14 protein-coding genes and 1 pseudogene are annotated in these 16026 nt (G+C 73.5%); 5 read left to right on the top strand and 10 right to left on the bottom strand.

Annotation, left to right across the window (positions count from 1 at the left end):
* The first annotated feature begins 18 nt into the window (after positions 1-18).
* The 3 genes from ACZ607_RS06985 (at position 19) to ACZ607_RS06975 (ending at position 4547) form a co-directional block, all read left to right on the top strand.
* Entirely contained in the window at positions 19-1419 is a 1401-nt protein-coding gene (locus ACZ607_RS06985) for a nucleobase:cation symporter-2 family protein (RefSeq protein WP_469732545.1), read from the top strand.
* Positions 1420-1464: 45 nt separating this feature from the next.
* Positions 1465-2853 (top strand): 8-oxoguanine deaminase, encoded by a 1389-nt coding sequence (locus tag ACZ607_RS06980; protein WP_469732543.1) that lies wholly within the window; start codon positions 1465-1467, stop codon positions 2851-2853.
* Positions 2854-3083: 230 nt separating this feature from the next.
* On the top strand, positions 3084-4547 hold the full coding sequence (locus tag ACZ607_RS06975) for a nucleobase:cation symporter-2 family protein (RefSeq protein WP_469732541.1): 1464 nt from the start codon (positions 3084-3086) through the stop codon (positions 4545-4547).
* 106 nt (positions 4548-4653) lie between these two features.
* On the opposite strand, the gene ACZ607_RS06970 is transcribed toward ACZ607_RS06975, so the two are convergent.
* Both ACZ607_RS06970 and ACZ607_RS06965 read right to left on the bottom strand, forming a co-directional pair.
* Positions 4654-5532, bottom strand: a complete 879-nt coding sequence (locus ACZ607_RS06970) for a chitosanase (RefSeq protein ID WP_469732539.1) — start codon at positions 5530-5532, stop codon at positions 4654-4656.
* 116 nt (positions 5533-5648) lie between these two features.
* Positions 5649-6449 carry a chitosanase gene (locus ACZ607_RS06965; RefSeq protein ID WP_469732537.1) on the bottom strand — a complete coding sequence of 267 codons (801 nt, stop codon included), beginning with the start codon at positions 6447-6449 and terminating at the stop codon, positions 5649-5651.
* A 64-nt stretch (positions 6450-6513) separates the two neighbouring features.
* Between ACZ607_RS06965 and ACZ607_RS06960 the strand changes: the two genes are divergently transcribed.
* Positions 6514-7197 carry an alpha/beta fold hydrolase gene (locus ACZ607_RS06960; protein WP_469732535.1) on the top strand — a complete coding sequence of 228 codons (684 nt, stop codon included), beginning with the start codon at positions 6514-6516 and terminating at the stop codon, positions 7195-7197.
* Positions 7198-7208: 11 nt separating this feature from the next.
* On the opposite strand, the gene ACZ607_RS06955 is transcribed toward ACZ607_RS06960, so the two are convergent.
* Positions 7209-7817, bottom strand: a complete 609-nt coding sequence (locus ACZ607_RS06955; protein WP_469732533.1) for a TIGR03086 family metal-binding protein — start codon at positions 7815-7817, stop codon at positions 7209-7211.
* A 117-nt stretch (positions 7818-7934) separates the two neighbouring features.
* Between ACZ607_RS06955 and ACZ607_RS06950 the strand changes: the two genes are divergently transcribed.
* Positions 7935-8927, top strand: a complete 993-nt coding sequence (locus ACZ607_RS06950) for a fibronectin type III domain-containing protein (protein WP_469732531.1) — start codon at positions 7935-7937, stop codon at positions 8925-8927.
* Between the two features lie 16 nt (positions 8928-8943).
* Here the strand turns inward: ACZ607_RS06950 and ACZ607_RS06945 are convergent, their stop codons facing one another.
* The 7 genes and pseudogenes from ACZ607_RS06945 to ACZ607_RS06915 all read right to left on the bottom strand — a co-directional run bounded on the left by ACZ607_RS06945 (position 8944) and on the right by ACZ607_RS06915 (position 16008).
* Positions 8944-9549 carry a GOLPH3/VPS74 family protein gene (locus tag ACZ607_RS06945; RefSeq protein WP_469732529.1) on the bottom strand — a complete coding sequence of 202 codons (606 nt, stop codon included), beginning with the start codon at positions 9547-9549 and terminating at the stop codon, positions 8944-8946.
* A gap of 169 nt (positions 9550-9718) precedes the next feature.
* Positions 9719-10381 carry a lysophospholipid acyltransferase family protein gene (locus tag ACZ607_RS06940; RefSeq protein ID WP_469732527.1) on the bottom strand — a complete coding sequence of 221 codons (663 nt, stop codon included), beginning with the start codon at positions 10379-10381 and terminating at the stop codon, positions 9719-9721.
* A 177-nt stretch (positions 10382-10558) separates the two neighbouring features.
* Positions 10559-11749: a vWA domain-containing protein gene (locus tag ACZ607_RS06935; RefSeq protein ID WP_469732525.1), complete on the bottom strand. Its 1191-nt coding sequence runs from the start codon at positions 11747-11749 to the stop codon at positions 10559-10561.
* Complete coding sequence (locus ACZ607_RS06930; protein WP_469732524.1) at positions 11742-12950, bottom strand: sigma 54-interacting transcriptional regulator; 1209 nt, start codon at positions 12948-12950, stop codon at positions 11742-11744. Before ACZ607_RS06930 ends, ACZ607_RS06935 begins: the two co-directional genes overlap by 8 nt.
* Positions 12947-14707: an ankyrin repeat domain-containing protein gene (locus ACZ607_RS06925; protein ID WP_469732522.1), complete on the bottom strand. Its 1761-nt coding sequence runs from the start codon at positions 14705-14707 to the stop codon at positions 12947-12949. The genes ACZ607_RS06930 and ACZ607_RS06925 overlap by 4 nt, the downstream gene beginning before the upstream one ends.
* Positions 14704-15840, bottom strand: coding sequence for a leucine-rich repeat domain-containing protein (locus tag ACZ607_RS06920; RefSeq protein WP_469732520.1), 1137 nt, complete (start codon positions 15838-15840; stop codon positions 14704-14706). Before ACZ607_RS06920 ends, ACZ607_RS06925 begins: the two co-directional genes overlap by 4 nt.
* A gap of 92 nt (positions 15841-15932) precedes the next feature.
* Positions 15933-16008, bottom strand: a pseudogene (locus ACZ607_RS06915).
* Positions 16009-16026 lie beyond the last annotated feature (18 nt).

The following is a 16026-nucleotide window of genomic DNA, read 5'->3' as shown; positions in this document are numbered from 1 at the left end:
ATCCCGGAGGGACATTCCATGGCACAGCCTGCAACGGGGCCGGCGAAAGGCCCATGTACACCGACACCGGCCGCTGCCGGCACGGCAGTTCACCCGGTGGACGAAAAGCTTCCGCCCTCGCGGCTCCTCCCCGCCGCGCTCCAGCACATCGCCGCCATGTACGCGGGCGTCGTCACCCCTCCGCTCATCATCGGACAGGCCGTCGGACTCGACGCGGCCGGCATGACCCGGCTGATCGCGGCGAGCCTCCTGATCGCCGGACTCGCCACCCTGCTCCAGACACTGGGCGCCGGACGCTTCGCCGGGAACCGGCTGCCGTTCGTCAACGCGGCGTCCTCCGCCGGGATCGCGCCGATGCTCGCCATCGCCGAGACCAGCGCCCCCGGCCACCAACTCCCCGCCATCTACGGGGCGGTGCTCGTCGCCGGCGTCTTCTGCCTGGCCGTCGGACCCTTCTTCGGGCGGCTGCTGCGCTTCTTCCCGCCGCTCGTCACCGGGGTCGTCATCACCCTCATCGGCGTCACGCTGATGCCCGTCCCGGTCGGCTGGGCCCAGGGCGGAGACGCCACCGCCGACGACTTCGGCGCCATGAAGTACCTGGCCCTGGCCGCCTTCACCCTCGTCGTCATCCTGCTGATCCAGCGCTTCGGACGCGGCTTCGTCAAGCAGACCGCGCTGCTCGCCGGCATGCTCGTCGGCACCCTGGCCGCCGTCCCCTTCGGACTCGCCGACTTCTCCGCCCTCGGCTCCGCACCCCTCGCCGCGCTGCCCACGCCCTTCGCCTTCGGGCCGCCCGAGTTCCAGCCCGCCGCGATCCTCTCCCTGTGCATCGTGATGCTCGTACTGATGACGGAGTCGTCCGCCGGGATGCTGGCGCTCGGCGAGATCTGTGACCGGCGCACCGACGGCCCCACCCTCACCCGCGGCCTGCGCACCGACGGCGTCGCCACCCTCCTCGGCCCCGTCTTCGGGGGCTTCCCGACCAGCGCCTTCGCGCAGAACGTCGGTGTCGTCTCCCTGACCCGGGTACGCAGCCGGTACGTGGTCGCCGCCGCGGGCGGCGCACTGATCGTCCTGGGCGTCTTCCCCGTCCTGGGAGCGGTCGTCTCGCTCGTCCCGATGCCCGTCCTCGGCGGCGCCGGCATCGTCCTGTTCGGCTCGATCGCGGTGAGCGGCATCCGGACCCTGTCCGAGGCGGGCCTCGACGACAGCTCCAACATCATCCTGGTGGCGGTGGCACTCGGCGCGGGCATCATCCCGCTCGCCGCACCCGCCTTCTACGCCGGATTCCCGTCCTGGGCACAGACGGTGCTCGGCTCCGGGATCAGCGCGGGAGCGCTCGTGGCGGTCCTGCTCAATCTGTTCTTCCATCATCTCGGCACCCACAGCCGTCACGCTGTGGCACTCAAATCCTCCTAGGGTCCTGCCGTGCCCACACATCCCCGGAAAGAAGAAGGAAGCGCCATGGCAGCATCGGCAGACCCGCAGCGCATCGTCATCGAGAACTGTTCGATCGCCACCGTCGACGCCCACGACACCGAATACGCGTCCGGGCACATCGTCGTGGCGGGCAACCGCATCGAGTCCGTCGGCGCCGGCAAGGCCCCGGAGGGCCTGACGAACGTCGTACGCCGCGTGGACGGCACCGGCCACCTCGTCACACCCGGCCTCGTCAACACCCACCACCACTTCTACCAGTGGATCACCCGGGGCCTGGCGACCGACCATAACCTCTTCGACTGGCTGGTCGCGCTCTACCCGACGTGGGCGCGCATCGACGAGCCGATGGCCCGCGTGGCCGCCCAGGGGTCGCTCGCGATGATGGCCCGCGGCGGCGTCACCACCGCGATGGACCACCACTACGTCTACCCCCGTGGCTCCGGCGACCTGTCCGGCGCGATCATCGGCGCGGCCCGCGACATGGGCGTACGCTTCACGCTCGCCCGTGGCTCCATGGACCGCAGCGAGAAGGACGGCGGGCTGCCGCCGGACTTCGCCGTGGAGACCCTCGACGGGGCGCTCGCCGCCACCGAGGCCGCGATCGACGAGCACCACGACACCTCGTTCGACGCGATGACGCAGATCGCCGTGGCCCCCTGCTCGCCGTTCTCCGTGTCCACCGAACTGATGCGCCAGGGAGCCGAGCTGGCGCGCCGGCGCGGCGTACGGCTGCACACCCACGGTTCGGAGACCGTCGAGGAGGAGCAGTTCTGCAAGGAGCTGTTCGGGATGGGGCCCACGGACTACTTCGAGTCGACCGGCTGGCTCGGCGACGACGTGTGGATGGCGCACTGCGTCCACATGAACGACTCCGACATCGCCGCCTTCGCCCGCACCGGCACGGGGGTCGCCCACTGCCCGTCCTCCAACGCCCGGCTCGCCGCGGGCATCGCCCGCGTCCCCGACATGCTCGCCGCGGGTGTCCCGGTCGGGCTCGGCGTCGACGGCACCGCCTCCAACGAGTCCGGCGAACTCCACACGGAGCTGCGCAACGCCCTCCTGGTCAACCGCCTCGGCGCGCACCGCGAGAAGGCCCTGAACGCCCGTCAGGCGCTGCGCCTCGGGACGTACGGCGGCGCCCAGGTGCTGGGCCGCGCGGACCAGATCGGCTCCCTGGAAGCGGGCAAGCTGGCCGACCTCGTGCTGTGGAAGCTGGACACCCTGGCCCACGCCTCCATCGCCGACCCGGTCACCGCCCTGGTCTTCGGCGCGGCGGCCCCCGTCACCCTCTCGCTCGTCAACGGCAGGACCGTCGTCGAGGACGACCACCTGACCACGGTGGACGAGGACGTCATCGCCCGCGCGACCCGCGACGAGGCCAGGCGACTGGCGCAGATCGCCGCCGGAGCCTGATGCTCCGCACCCCCTGACAGGCCGGCCGAGGGGGACGGCCCTCGGCCGGCCGCCGTGGACCCTCAGGTCCACGGCAGCCTGTGCGGATGCGCGCACGTCCGTACGTACGCGCATCCGCACAGGTGAGCTCCAAGCTGCCCGCACCAGCTGCACGACCTGCACCAACGCACCACTCAGCACCACCTCCCTGACACCCACGTCGCCCGACGTGTACCCGACCGGAGGAAGCCGTGGCAGCTACGCCCAGGTTTCGTAAGAACGCAGTCGAAGCAGAAGCAGACGCAGTCAGCACAGGGGAAGGGGCACCGGACCGGAAACACCCGGTCGACGAGACGCTTCCACCCCTGAGGATGTTCACCAGCGGCCTCCAGCACGTCGCCGCGATGTACGCGGGCGTGGTGGCCCCGCCCATGATCGTGGGGCCGGCGGTCGGCCTCAGCGCCAAGGAGACCGCCTTCCTCATGGGGGCGAGCCTCTTCACCGCGGGGATAGCCACCCTGCTCCAGACCCTCGGCTTCTGGCGCATAGGCGCCCGGCTGCCGTTCGTGAACGGCGTCTCGTTCGCCGGGGTCACCCCGATGATCGCGATAGGCAAGGACCGCGGCCACGACGGCATCGCCGTCATCTTCGGCGCGATCATCGTCGCCGGCCTCCTCGGCTTCGTCCTCGCCCCGTACTTCTGCAAACTGGTGCGGTTCTTCCCGCCCGTCGTCACCGGCACCGTCATCACCCTGATCGGTGTCTCCCTGCTGCCGGTCGCCTTCAACTGGTCGCAGGGCGGCAACGCGGCCGCCGCCGACTACGGTTCGACGACCAACATCATGATGGCCGCCGTCACCCTCGTGATCGTGCTGGCCCTCCGCAAACTGCTGCGGGGCTTCCTCCAGCAGATCGCGATCCTGATCGGCCTGGTCGTCGGGACGCTCATCGCGATCCCCGCCGGCATCACCGACTTCGGGGCCCTGGGCGACGCGGACGTGGTGGGCTTCCCGACGCCGTTCCACTTCGGCGCACCGCAGTTCGAGATCGCCGCCATCATCTCGATGTGCATCGTGATGCTGGTCTGTATGACCGAGTCCACCGCCGACATGCTGGCCCTCGGCAAGATCGTCGGCCGGCCCGCGGACGAGCGCACCATCGAGGGCGGGCTCCGGGCCGACACCCTGGGCAGCGCGATCAGCCCGCTCTTCAACGGCTTCATGTGCAGTGCGTTCGCCCAGAACATCGGTCTTGTCGCCATGACCAAGGTCCGCAGCCGGTTCGTCGTCGCCGCGGGCGGAGTCATCCTGGTGCTGCTCGGGCTGGTCCCCGTGGCCGCGTCCGTCATCGCCCTCGTGCCGCTGCCCGTCCTCGGCGGCGCCGGCATCGTGCTCTTCGGGTCGGTGGCCGCGAGCGGCATCCAGACGCTGGCCACCGCCGCCCTGGAGAAGGGCGAGAACGCCCTGATCGTCGCGGCGGCCGTCGGCGTCGGCCTCATCCCGATCGCCGCGCCGGACTTCTACCACGCGTTCCCGAAGGACCTGCTCGTCGTCCTGGACTCGGGCATCTCCACCGGGTGTGTGGTGGCCATCGTGCTGAACCTGGCCTTCAACCACTGGGGCCGGCCGGCGGACGCCGACGACGCGGACCACGAGCCGGGAGCCGCGGACAGCGAGCAGCCGAAGGACCCGATGGCCCTGCCCGTCGCCCACTGACCCACCGGCACCGGCACCGGTGCGCGTACGGGAACCCGCCGGGGGAACACGTACGCGCACCGGGCGCACGGCGTCAGCCGCACACGGCCGTCGCGTCGGCCGGCTGTCAGCCGATGTGGAAACTCTGGCCGTAGACCTGCCAGTCCAGCGGCGGGTCCAGGTTCAGATTGCCGTCCCGCAGGAACACCCGCTGGGCGGTGTCCACCCGGCTGGTGTCCGAATGGGCCTCCTCCTGCTCCATGGCCCAGACCCGCGCGTCCAGGAACGCGTCGAGGTAGGCGACCTCGTCGCCGCCCCGGGACGGCGGGTTCGCCCGGGCGAGCGCCCGCTCCCTGATCGACCCGAAGCTCGTGCTGTCGCTGCCGCCGCCGTGCATCACGAGGGCGTCGTAGTACGCGAACTGGCCGAGCGTGCCGAGGCCGTCGGCCTTGCCCTGGCGCACGGCCGGGTCGAAGTACACCCGGTCGCGCTCGTCGTTCTGGGCCTGCTGGAACGCGGGATCCGCCGCGGCCTCGGCCCAGGCGCCCGTGAAGCCGGGGTCCAGCCCCTCGTGCGAGTCGGTCCCGTCCACCGCGCGCAGGGCGGGCAGGTACGGGGCCAGGACGTTGCCGGGCTCCCGCTCGGCGTACAGCTCCACCAGGGCGAGCATGTCCCCGGTGCCGGAGCAGAATCCGATGATGCCGGCGGTGTAGCCGCGGCCGTCGCCGATGTCCTCGATGTAGCCGTACTGGCCCTTCCAGTCCAGCGTGGAGTTCTCCGCGCTGGACACGAGCTGCATCGCGATGTCCTTCTTCGCGGGGTCGTCGAGACCGGTCGCGGCTGCCTCCAGGTGTGCGGCCGGGCGCGTGGGGGCGCCGGCGTGGGCGGTGGTGGCCGGGATCGCCGTGAACGCCAGCCCGAGGGCCAGCGCGGCGAGTCCGACGGTACGGGTGGTGCGGGTGAGTCGGGTGGTGCGACGTGAGGTGCTGGTGTGGGGGTGATGCACCGGTCCTCCCAGGGGAGTTCGCCGTTCCGATGTTCTGTTAGGAAGCTTTCCTATCAGGCTTCGGAGCGTGCGGTAACCCCCCTGGCACCCGGTTGGCCTCCGCACCGGCGTCCCGTTCAGCTTCCGTCGATGCGGAAGCTCTCGCCGTAGACCTTCCACGCCAGTGGAGTCTCCAGCTGGAGCTTTCCCTCGCGTACGAAACGGCGTTGGGCGGTCTCCACCCGGCTGGTGTCGCTGTGCGAGGGCTCCTTGCGGATCGCGGCCACCCGGGCGTCCAGGAAGGCGTTCAGATACTCCTCCTCGTCGCCGCCCCCGGACGGGGGATCGGCCTCGGCGAGGGCCTGCGCGCGTATCGTCCGGAAGCCGACCGTGCCCGTGGCGTCGGCGTACCCGTGCATCACGTACGCGTCGTAGTAGATGAACTGCCCCAGGGCGCTGAGCCCGTCGGCCTCGGCCCGCTCGACCGCCGGACCGAAGTACGTGCTGTCGCGCTCCGCGTCCTGCGCCGACCGGAAGGCCGCGTCCTTCGCCGCGTCCGCCCAGGCGTCGGTGAACGCCTCGCCGAGCCCCTCGTGCGAGTCGCTGCCCTCGACCGCGCGCAGCGCCGGCAGGAACTCCGCGAGCGCGTTGCCCGGACGCTTCGCCGTGTACCGCTCGACCACGCTCAGCAGATCCCCGGTGCCGGAGCAGAATCCGATGATGCCGGCGGTGTAGCCGCGGCCGTCGCCGATGTCCTCGATGTACGCGTACTGGGCCTTCCAGTCCAGGGTGGAGTTCTCCGCGCTGGACACGAGCCGCATGGCGATGTCCTTCTTCGCGGGGTCGTCGAGCCCCTTCTCGGGTCCGGAGGGGGAACCGGAGCAGCCGGTCAGGACGAGGGCCGCGACGGCGGCGAGGGCGAGACGTCTGTGCTTCACGCACCAAGCGTGCCAGGCCGGGGGTGGTGCGGAAGGCGGCCGGGGCGCCTGTAGCGTTCGGGACATGGAAGATCAGTCTGTTGTGGACGTCGGCGACGTACGGCTGGCGTACCGGACCTGGGGTGACCCCTTCGGGGCGCCCGTCGTCCTCTTGCACGGCCTCGGCGGCTCGTCCCTGAGCTGGGAGGCGGTGGGCACCCTGCTCGGCGAGGACTGGCGGGTGTACGCCATCGATCTGCGCGGGCACGGCGAGAGCGACTGGCCCGAGGAGTACGGCTTCGAGCAGATGCGGGACGACGTCCTGGAGTTCCTGGACGCCTGCGAGATCGACCGGGCCGGGGTCGTCGGCCACGGCATGGGCGGCGTGGTCGCCTGCCTGCTCGCCGAGGACCACCCCGACCGGGTGGAGCGGCTGGTGCTGGTGGAGACCCCGCCGCCGTTCCGGCCCGACGAGCCCGCCGTGTTCGAGACCGAGGGCCCGGTGGACTACGACGAGAACGCGGTGCCGGCCGTCCTCGCCCAGATCAACGACCCGGACCCGCGCCGTCAGGAGGAGCTCGGCCAGATCGTCGCCCCCACCCTGATCCTGGCCGGCGGCCCGGAGAGCAGCATGGAGCAGGGCCGGCTGGCCGACATGGCGTCCCTGGTCCCGGACTGCCAGCTGGTCACCCTGGGCGGCGGCCACCGGCCGCACCAGGTGGACCCCGGCCAGGTCGCGTCCCGCGTCACCGACTTCTTCACGAGCTGAGACGCCGTGGTTCAGCCGCCCGGGCGCCAGTCCGGGCGGCGGCCGGACAGCGCGATCACCCGGTCCACCAGGGGCGCGCCGGCCGGCACGGGGACGGGCGGCCCGAAGATCGCGTCGGGGCCGGACCGGTCGTCGTCCCCGGGCGCCAGCAGCGCCTCCGAGGAGCGCAGGCTCGCCTCGTCCGCGTCGAACTCCTGCCCCGTCGACCTGGCCAGGTCCCAGCCGTGCACGAGCAGCTCGTTCAGGGCGACCGAGCCGGCGACCCGGCCGGGCAGATCCACCCCGCCCGCACGGGTCATGCCCTCCAGGGCGGCGGGGGAGCGCCAGGCCTCGACGAGCTCGTCCAGCAGCCCCGGGAAAGCCGCGCGCCAGTCGGCGGGCAGCGCGGGCAGGGCCGCGGTCGGCGGGGTGTCCGTCGTCGGGCCGGACCGCTTGTACGCCGCGTCGCGAAAGGCGACGGTCAGTCCCAGCAGATGCCCGAGCAGCTCCCGTACCGCGTAGTCGGGGCAGGGCGTCGGGCCGTCCAGCTGTCCGTCGTCCACGGAGCCGGCCAGCTTCCGTACCTGCCGCGCCACCGGACCGAGGTCGAGGCCGGGCGCGTTCGCGTCGTGTGTGTCCATGCAGTGTGGACTCCTCCCGTGCCCGGAACTCATCGCGGACATTGCGGAACGTTCCGATCCGTCCCCTTGTCGGCGACCCCACCCGCATGGCATATAGGTCTGGACCATTGCTGTCGGATGGAAGGCATCACCGTGCAACGCCCCCACGCACGCACCGCGTTGACCTGTTCCGCCGCGCTGCTCCTCGCCGCGCTCACCGCCTGCGGCGGATCCGCGGAGGCGGACACCGAGAAGCCGGCGGCCCCCGGAGGAGTGACGGCCCAGGCCGGCAGCGCCACATCGGCCCACGTCATGTGGGAGCGGGCCTCCGACAACGAGGGGATCACCGGCTACGACGTCTACCGGGAGGGGAAGAAGATCCTCTCGGTGCCCGCGACGAAGCTGATGACCGACATCGACGGCCTGACCGCGTCCACGGCCTACACCTTCACGGTCCGGGCCCGTGACGCCGCCGGAAACCGCTCCGCCCCGAGCGCCACCGCCGCCGTCACCACGCCCGCGGCCGCACCCGCAGACGAGGAGGCGCCGACCGGACCGACGAAGCTGCGGGGCACGGCGGACAGCGGCCGGACGGTCACCCTGTCCTGGGGCGGCTCCACGGACGACGTGGGCGTCACCTCGTACGACATCTACCAGGAGGACTCCAGGATCCACAGCGTCCCGGGCACACGGACCACGGCCCGGGTCACGGGCCTGCGCCCCGGCACCGTCTACACCTTCACCGTCCGCGCCCGCGACGCCGCCGACCGGTCCTCCCCGGACAGCAACGCGCTCGACCTCACCACCCCGTCCGCGCCGGGCGCCCCCAGGAGCACGGCGCCCACCGGACTGCGGACGGAGACGGCGGCGGACGGGGAGGAGTTCCTGGTGGACCTCTCCTGGGACCAGCCGGACACCGGCGGCACGATCCCGGCGTACCAGCTGTTCCTGAACGGGAAGCTGACCACCACGATCGTCTGGGGCGGCACACCGCCCACAGGCCGCGCGACGTACCGGCTCACGCTGACCGACCCGCCCGGTACCCGCTACTCGCTGAAGCTCCGGCCCAAGCTGCCCGACGGGAAGTGGGGCGACTTCTCCGCCCAGCGCACGGTGGTCCTCCCGGGCTGACCCCCGGGCGCCCGGCTCACGGCCCGCGCCAGAGGTTGGCGAAGGACGCGTTCTCGATGGTCCGCCTCTGGCGTACGGCCTCCAGCTCCATCACCGCGTCATGGACGGCGGCCACCACGGTCGTCACCGCGTCGTCGCCGAGGCCGGGCTCGTCGTCGGACCGGCCGTCGTCGATGCCCACGACCGAGGCGAGGGCGGCCAGGACGGGCTCCCTCTCGTCGCGGCGGGCGGCGGCCCGGCGGCGGCTCGGCGTGTCCACCGGTTCCACCCGGTCCGAGCCGAGGGACAGCCGGCCGCTCCGCGTCCGCGTCAGCTCGCCGTCCTTCTCCAGACCGGCCTGGTACGCGGCCGAGAGGTCCCGGCCCCGGCGCCACAGCCAGTCCTCGATCCGCTCGTACGGCGGCTGCCGGACGAGCTGCGCCACCGCGTCGCCGAGGAGCGGGTCGCCGGGTGCGGGCGGCTCGCCGGGCACGATGCGGTCACCGTCCACCGTGACGGCCCCCGCGCCGAGGAGGTCGACCAGCTCGGCTCCCGCGAGCGCGAGCGACAGGTCACCCTGCCCCACGGGCGGCTCCGGCCTCGGATCCATGGTGATGATGAACAGGTCCTTCGCCGTGGTCATGAACGGCTCCCCTCGGAGGCATCGGCACGGGTGCGTCCCCGCCGGCCCACGTCCGGGGCCGGTCCGCGGGGAGGCGACCGTCACGTTCAGTATCGCTCCCCACGGGATGGTTCGAGCTGCCCATCCCCTGACGGTTCTGATACGTCGGGGCTGCCGGGGGCCTCGTTCCTCAGGCGGCGAGCGCGGCGGGCTCGCCGAGCCGGCCGGCGGCCGTGCGCCAGGCGGCCGTCACCGCGGTGCGGGCCCGTTCGGTCCGCAGGACGCCCTCCGGCGTGAGCGCGACCGGCGCGCCCACGTGGACGTGCAGGTCCGGGCGGCGCAGCGGCGCCGTGAACAGGCCCGCGAGCTGTTTCGCCGTACTGCCCGAGGTGACCCGGCGGGCGCCGGCCTGGCCCACGGGCACGACCGGGGCCCCGGTGCGCCGCACGAGCCGGGACAGCCCGCTGCGGAAGGCCCCGGGCGCCGTCTCCGCGGCGTCCGTCCGGTCCGGGAGGCCACCCTCGGCGTAGATCAGGACCAGGTGTCCGCGCGCGAGTGCCTCGGCGGCGCCGTCCAGGGCCTCCGCCGCGCGTGGTCCGCCACGGTGGACGGGGATGTGCCCCTCGCGGGCGAGCGCGCGGCCGAGGACCGGGACGCGCCAGAGTCCGGCGGTCGCCATGACGACCGGGCGGGCCCCGAGGCGGTGCAGCGCGGCGAGTACGACGGCGGGGTCGGCGAGCGAGGTGTGGTTCGCGACGACGATGCTGCCGGGGGCGAGTTCGGCTCCCGCGTCGGCGGTGACCGTGAGCCGGCCGAAGGCGGGCACCAGGGTGTCGGCGAGGTGGCTGAGCATGTCCGGTCTCCTGAGCTCGACGATGTCGGTCCCCATCGTCGGGCGGGGGGAGCGGCCGGGGCCTGAGTAGCCGCACTCATTTCCCGTACGGGGATTGCGTACGGGGCTTCGTACACGGCCTCGTACGAGGATTTCGTACGGGGATTCCGCTCTGGGCTCCGTGCGGGAAGAGCCCGCTCAGTCCGTGACGCGCACCGTCTCGGCCCACGGGGGAGCGGCGGGGGCGGACGGGCCGATCAGAACGGCGATGAGCCGGCACGAGGGGGTCTCGTCCGGCCAGGGTGTATGACCGTCCGTCAGGACGATGATCACGCCCGGGCGTTCGGGTCCCGACAGCGCCGCCGCGATCCCGACGCGCATGTCGGTGCCACCGCCGCCGTCCAGCGTGATCTGTTCGGCGGACGTCACCCGGGAGACCGCCTGGACATCGGCGTCACAGGCGAGGACCGTCACCCGGTTGCCCCGGATCCCCACCTCGCGCAGCACGCCGGTCACCTCGGCGAGCGCGGCGGCGATCTGCGGCTCGCCCATCGACCCCGAGGTGTCGATGACGACCGCGACCCGGGGCAGCGGCCGCCGCAGGCTGGGCAGCACCACACCGCGCAGGGCCGCGCTCCGGCGGGACGGCCTGCGGTAGGTGTAGTCGACCGCCCCGGACGCCCAGGCGGCGGCCTCCCGTACGGCGCCCGCCAGCGCCCGCCGCCAGTCGACCGTCGGCTCCAGCACCTCGTCGGCCCAGCGCTTCCAGCCGCCCGGCAGGCTGCCCCTGGCCCGTACATGGGCGCGCATGGCCTCCGCGGTGTGGCGCCTCAGCGCCTCGGCCTCGACCGTGCCGACCCCCGCCGGGCCCGTGCCCCCGTCGACCTCCCAGGGGGCCGGCAGCCCATGGGCCCCCGACCCGCAGTCATGGGTGAAGGGGGAGGGCGGCAGGGCGGCCAGATACACCTCGAAGAGCTGCCCCTCCGGAAGGCCGAAGAGGCGCGGCTCCAGCCGCCCCGCGGGCAGGGGCAGACCGTCGGCGACCAGGTCGTCGTTGATCTCGCAGTCCTGCGCGACGTTCACCCGGAGCCGGTCGCGCCGGTCCGCCGGGGGCAGCAGATCCGCCCGCCCGTGGTGGTCGCGCAGCAGGTGGGCCACCTCGTGCACCCACACCGCCGCGAGCTCCGCCACCGGCGTCCTTTCGACGAAGCCGGGCGCGACGTAGCAGCGCCAGTGCCGGTCGACCCCCATCGTCGGCACCTCGTCGCTCGGCATCACCGTCAGCGCGTACAGCGCGGACGCGAGGTACGGGCGGTCGGCGGCCGCCCGGTAGCGCGCCGCGAGCAGCTTCGTGGTGTCCAACCGCTTCGTGGTGTCCAGCTCAGCCACCCTGCGGCAGGGCGCCGGACTGCCGCAGCAGGTCCAGGAAGCCATCGATCCCCGGGGGCACCGGCCAGTCCAGGCTGCGCATCCCCGCCAGGTCGACCGCGGCCCGGGCGGCCACGTCGGGCACCCCCGCGTCCACGGCCTTCGCCAGCACGGCCCACCCCGCCTCCCAGCGCTCCCGCGTCAGATCCCCCTGCACCGCGGCCACGACCGCGATCAGGAAGGCGAGCTGCCGGTCCCCGCGCCCCGGCAGCGCGAAGGCGTCCGGGTCGGCGAGCACGCGGTCCGGGTCGGGCAGGTCCAGGTGCTCCAGGTAGGACAGCAGCTCGATGCCCGCGCCGTCCCCGACCGCGCCGGTGAGCACGGCGGCGACCGCCTCCCGTCCGGCGCCCGTCGCATAGCCGGTGGCCAGCAGCCGCAGGGCCATGTCCCAGGTCCGCGGCGACGGCCACGCCCGGCCCCGCCCCTCCGCGTCGGCCGGGATGTGGTGGACCAGACCCGGGCGCGCCGTGAGGAAGCCCGAGACCGCGCCCCGGGCCCGCGCCGCCGCGCCCGGCACCCGGGCGGGGTCCACGACCGGCACGCCCAGCGCGGGCCACGTCCCCGCCATACCGCGGGCGACGGTGCGCGGATCGTGCGTCCACGCGAGGTGCACGAACCGGTTGGCGAGCGGCGGGGCGAGATGCCAGCCGTCCGCCGCGCTCGACGGCGGGTTGGCCGCCGCCACCACACGTACGGCCTCCGGCAGCCGCAGGCTGCCCACCCGCCGTTCCAGTACGACCCGCAGAAGCGCCGCCTGCACCGCGGGAGGCGCCGACGACAACTCGTCGAGGAACAGCAGACCCTGGCCGGCGCGGGCGATCCGGACCGCCCAGTCCGGGGGCGCCATCGGCACACCCGTCACCGCCGGGTCGTCCCCCACGACCGGCAGCCCGGCGAAGTCCGACGGCTCGTGCACGCTCGCGATGACCGTCTCCAGCTCCAGGCCCAGACCGGCGGCGAGCTGCTCCATCCCGGCGGACTTGCCGATCCCGGGCTCACCCCACAGCAGCACGGGCTGATTGGCCGTCACCGCCAGTGCCAGCGCCTCAAGTTGCGGGCTCGCGGCGGGCTCCGTGCGGGTCGTGCGCAGACGCCGGTTGAGCTCGTCGGCCGCGTCCAGGGGGCCGGGAGCGACGGACCCGGGCCGGATGGTGGTGCTCACTGTTCCTCGTCCTCCTCGGCGGTGTCGATCCACCGGTCGTACCACTCGGACCCGATCCCCGGGTGCTCCGCGACCACCCGTTCGCGGAGGAAGCCGAGGTCCTTGCGCCGGTACCGTCCGACGAGCTGGGCCAGGGAGAGCTCCGTCGAGTCGACGACGTCGATCCGGGCCCCCGCGTCGAGCAGCGCCCGCACCAGCGCGACGGAGCCCAGCTCGGCCACCGCGACGGCCAGCGGGGTCCGGTCCAGACTGTCCCTGGCCTCCAGGTCGAGTCCCGCCTCCAGCAGCCGGGGCAGCAGTGCCTCGTGATCGAGCAACGGCAGGACGTGCAGCAGCCCGCGCCGCCGGCCGTCCTTCACACGGAGGTCGATGCCGGCGGCCAGCAGTTCCAGCACCCCCGGGGTGTCCCCGTGCTGGGCGCGCATGAACAGCTCCTGGCGCTGGGCCCGCAGGTCCTTCGGAAGCCGGCCCGTCCCCGTCGCGCAGGAGTGCTCCACCGCGAAGCAGCCGGCGACGGCCCCGCCGAACGCCCGCATGGCGCTCTCGCGTTGCCGCTCCTCCTCGGTGTGCGGGGAGCTCAACGCGCCGTCCCGGAAGGAGACTTCGTGCCACTCGCCACGGCACCGCACCCGCACGGGCCGCGGAAGCGACGGCCCCGGCGGGCCGAACGGCCCTTCGAGGGCGGGGAAGAGGGCGCGGGCGACCAGCGGGTGCAGCCGGCGCGCCTGCAGGGCGCCGGCCCGCAGCAGATCGAGGTCGGGCAGACGGCGCCAGACCGCTTCGGGAAGAGAGGGAAAGGGGACGGCCGGCCTGCTCGACTCGACGACACGGGCCCGGAGCCGGCCACCCGTGCTGTGGTCCGTGAGGTCCAGAAGGATGTGCCCCCGCCAGAAGTTGGCGATCAGGAACCGCTCCCTGCCGGTCGCGGCCGTCGCGCGCCGTACCGCCGCGTCCAGCCGGGCGATGTCGACCGACGTCCGGCGGAGGAGCGCCTCGGATTCCATACCGCGCCACGACCGCGCCGAATCCGGCATGGCCGGGTCCCACTCGATGCCCGCGGCGGCGAACGCCTCGGAGACCTTGCCCTCCTGATGGAGCAGTGTCACCCGCTCCGCGCGGCCGGCCGCGTCGTCACCGGACGCGGCCAGTTCCCGCGGTGTGAGCGGCGTACCGTCGTCGTGGAAGAACGGGATCCGGCCGCAGCCGCCTCCGGCCGCCGCACGGAGACCGTCCGTGTGCCGTGCGTCCCACAGATACCTGGCCACCCGCCAGTCCTCGATACGCGCCGCGAACGCACCGGGGGCGAACTCGCCGGAGAGGTCGCCGAAGCCCAGCGTGAGCCGCTGGGGGCCGTCGGCCATCACGGGCGTACGGAGATGGAGATACGGCGCCAGGGGCAGGCCGGCCCCGTCCCGGTACCCCGCCAGTACGACCGTGCGGTCGGTGTCGAGCGTGGAGCGGCCCCCGAGGAACCGGGGGAGGTGCCAGCGCACCAGGTCGGGCACCAGGTGGCGCAGGTCCGCCACCAGGGCCGAGGCCACGGCCGTACCGTGCGAGTCGGCAACCCCCGCCGGGTCGAAGGCCACATCGACCCCCGCCACCGCGAGAGCACCACGCCAGTCACCGGCCAGCCGCCGTTCCGCGGACCGTTCGATCATCCAGCGGGGCACGGCGTACCGGCGGGTCCGCCGCAGGCTGGAGACGTCCTCCGGGGAGATGAACCGCTCCCCGGCAGCGGGCGTCGCGACGGGCCTCACCGGTAGACGCTCCGTATCGCACGCAGATCGCCGTGGGCGCCGGAGTCCGGGCGCAGCCGTGCGGTGAAGGACCGCTTCACCTTGCGTGGGAGCCCGGGGCCGAGGCCGACGTACTCCAGCCGCGAGTCCGCGCCGACCGCGCCCAGCAGGTGCTTCGCACCCCGGCCGGTCAAGCCCGTGTGGGCCAGTTCGAGGCGGCGCAGCGGGCTGCCGGGCAGGGCGGCGGCCAGCGCGTGGGCCCCGGCGTCACCGGTCGCGTTGCCCGTCGCCCCGAGGCTGCGCTCGGACGGCGGGCGGCCGAGGTCGAGGGCCTCGATCCCGTCGAGCGCGTCGGCCAGCGCGTACGCGCCCGCCGGCCCGATCCCGTTGCCACCCAGACCGAGCCGCACCGGGCGCACCGGGTCGGCCGCGGCGGCGAGCACGGCGGCCCCCGCGTCGCCGAGGTGGTTGGCCGGCAGATACAGCTCGCGTACCCCCGCGTCCCGGATCAGCGCGGCGAGCAGCGGCGCGGACTCCGCGCCGAGCCCGTTGCCCCCGAGGAACAGCCTCTCCAACGGCTGCTCCCGGAAGCGGAGTACGCCGAGGAGGGCCTCCAGACCGGCGGCGGTGAGCCCGCTGTTGACCAGGTCCAGGGTGCGCAGGGAGGTGTTGCGGGCCAGCATCGGCAGGAGCGCCCGGACGCCCGCGTCGCCCAGCGGATTGCGCTTCAGCCACAGGGCCCGGACGGTGCCGTCCTCACCGAGCGCCCCGGCGAGTGCGGCGGCGCCCTCCGCGCCGATGCGGTTGCAGCCGAGATAGACCGTACGGAGTCCGTGCCCGTCCCGGCGCAGGGCCCCGGCGACCGAGCGCGCGCCCTCGTCCCCCAGGGAGTTGGTGCCGAGCAGGACGTGCGTGGCGTGCGGGGAGGCGGCGAGCGCGGGCATCACCCCGGCCGCACCGGCCGGGCCGAGCCCCTGCTTGCAGAGGTCGACGCGTCCGTCACCGCGCAGGGTCCCCAGCGGGAACACCTCGTCCGCGCCGACCGGCCGCTCCACGGCCAGCCGCCTCACGAGCGGGTCCAGCAGTGCCGCGTCGGCGAGCGGGATGTCCGGGTGCTCGATCGCCGGGCAGCGCACGGGCATCGGCTGCGACATCACAACTCTCCAGTCCCTTGCCGGCTCTCCCGGCCGGAGCGGACGAACGCGTCCCCCGCCCGGCGCACCGACGCCATCCCTCCGAGAACAGGTGGCAAGACCGGCCGGATTCGAACCGGCGTCCTCCAGCTTGATGCGTGGGCGCGACGACCTCTGCGCTACAGCCTTGCCGTCCGTGATCATAGC

This window comes from Streptomyces sp. NPDC104381, assembly GCF_055583745.1.
This window is presented reverse-complemented; position numbering and strand designations above follow the sequence as displayed.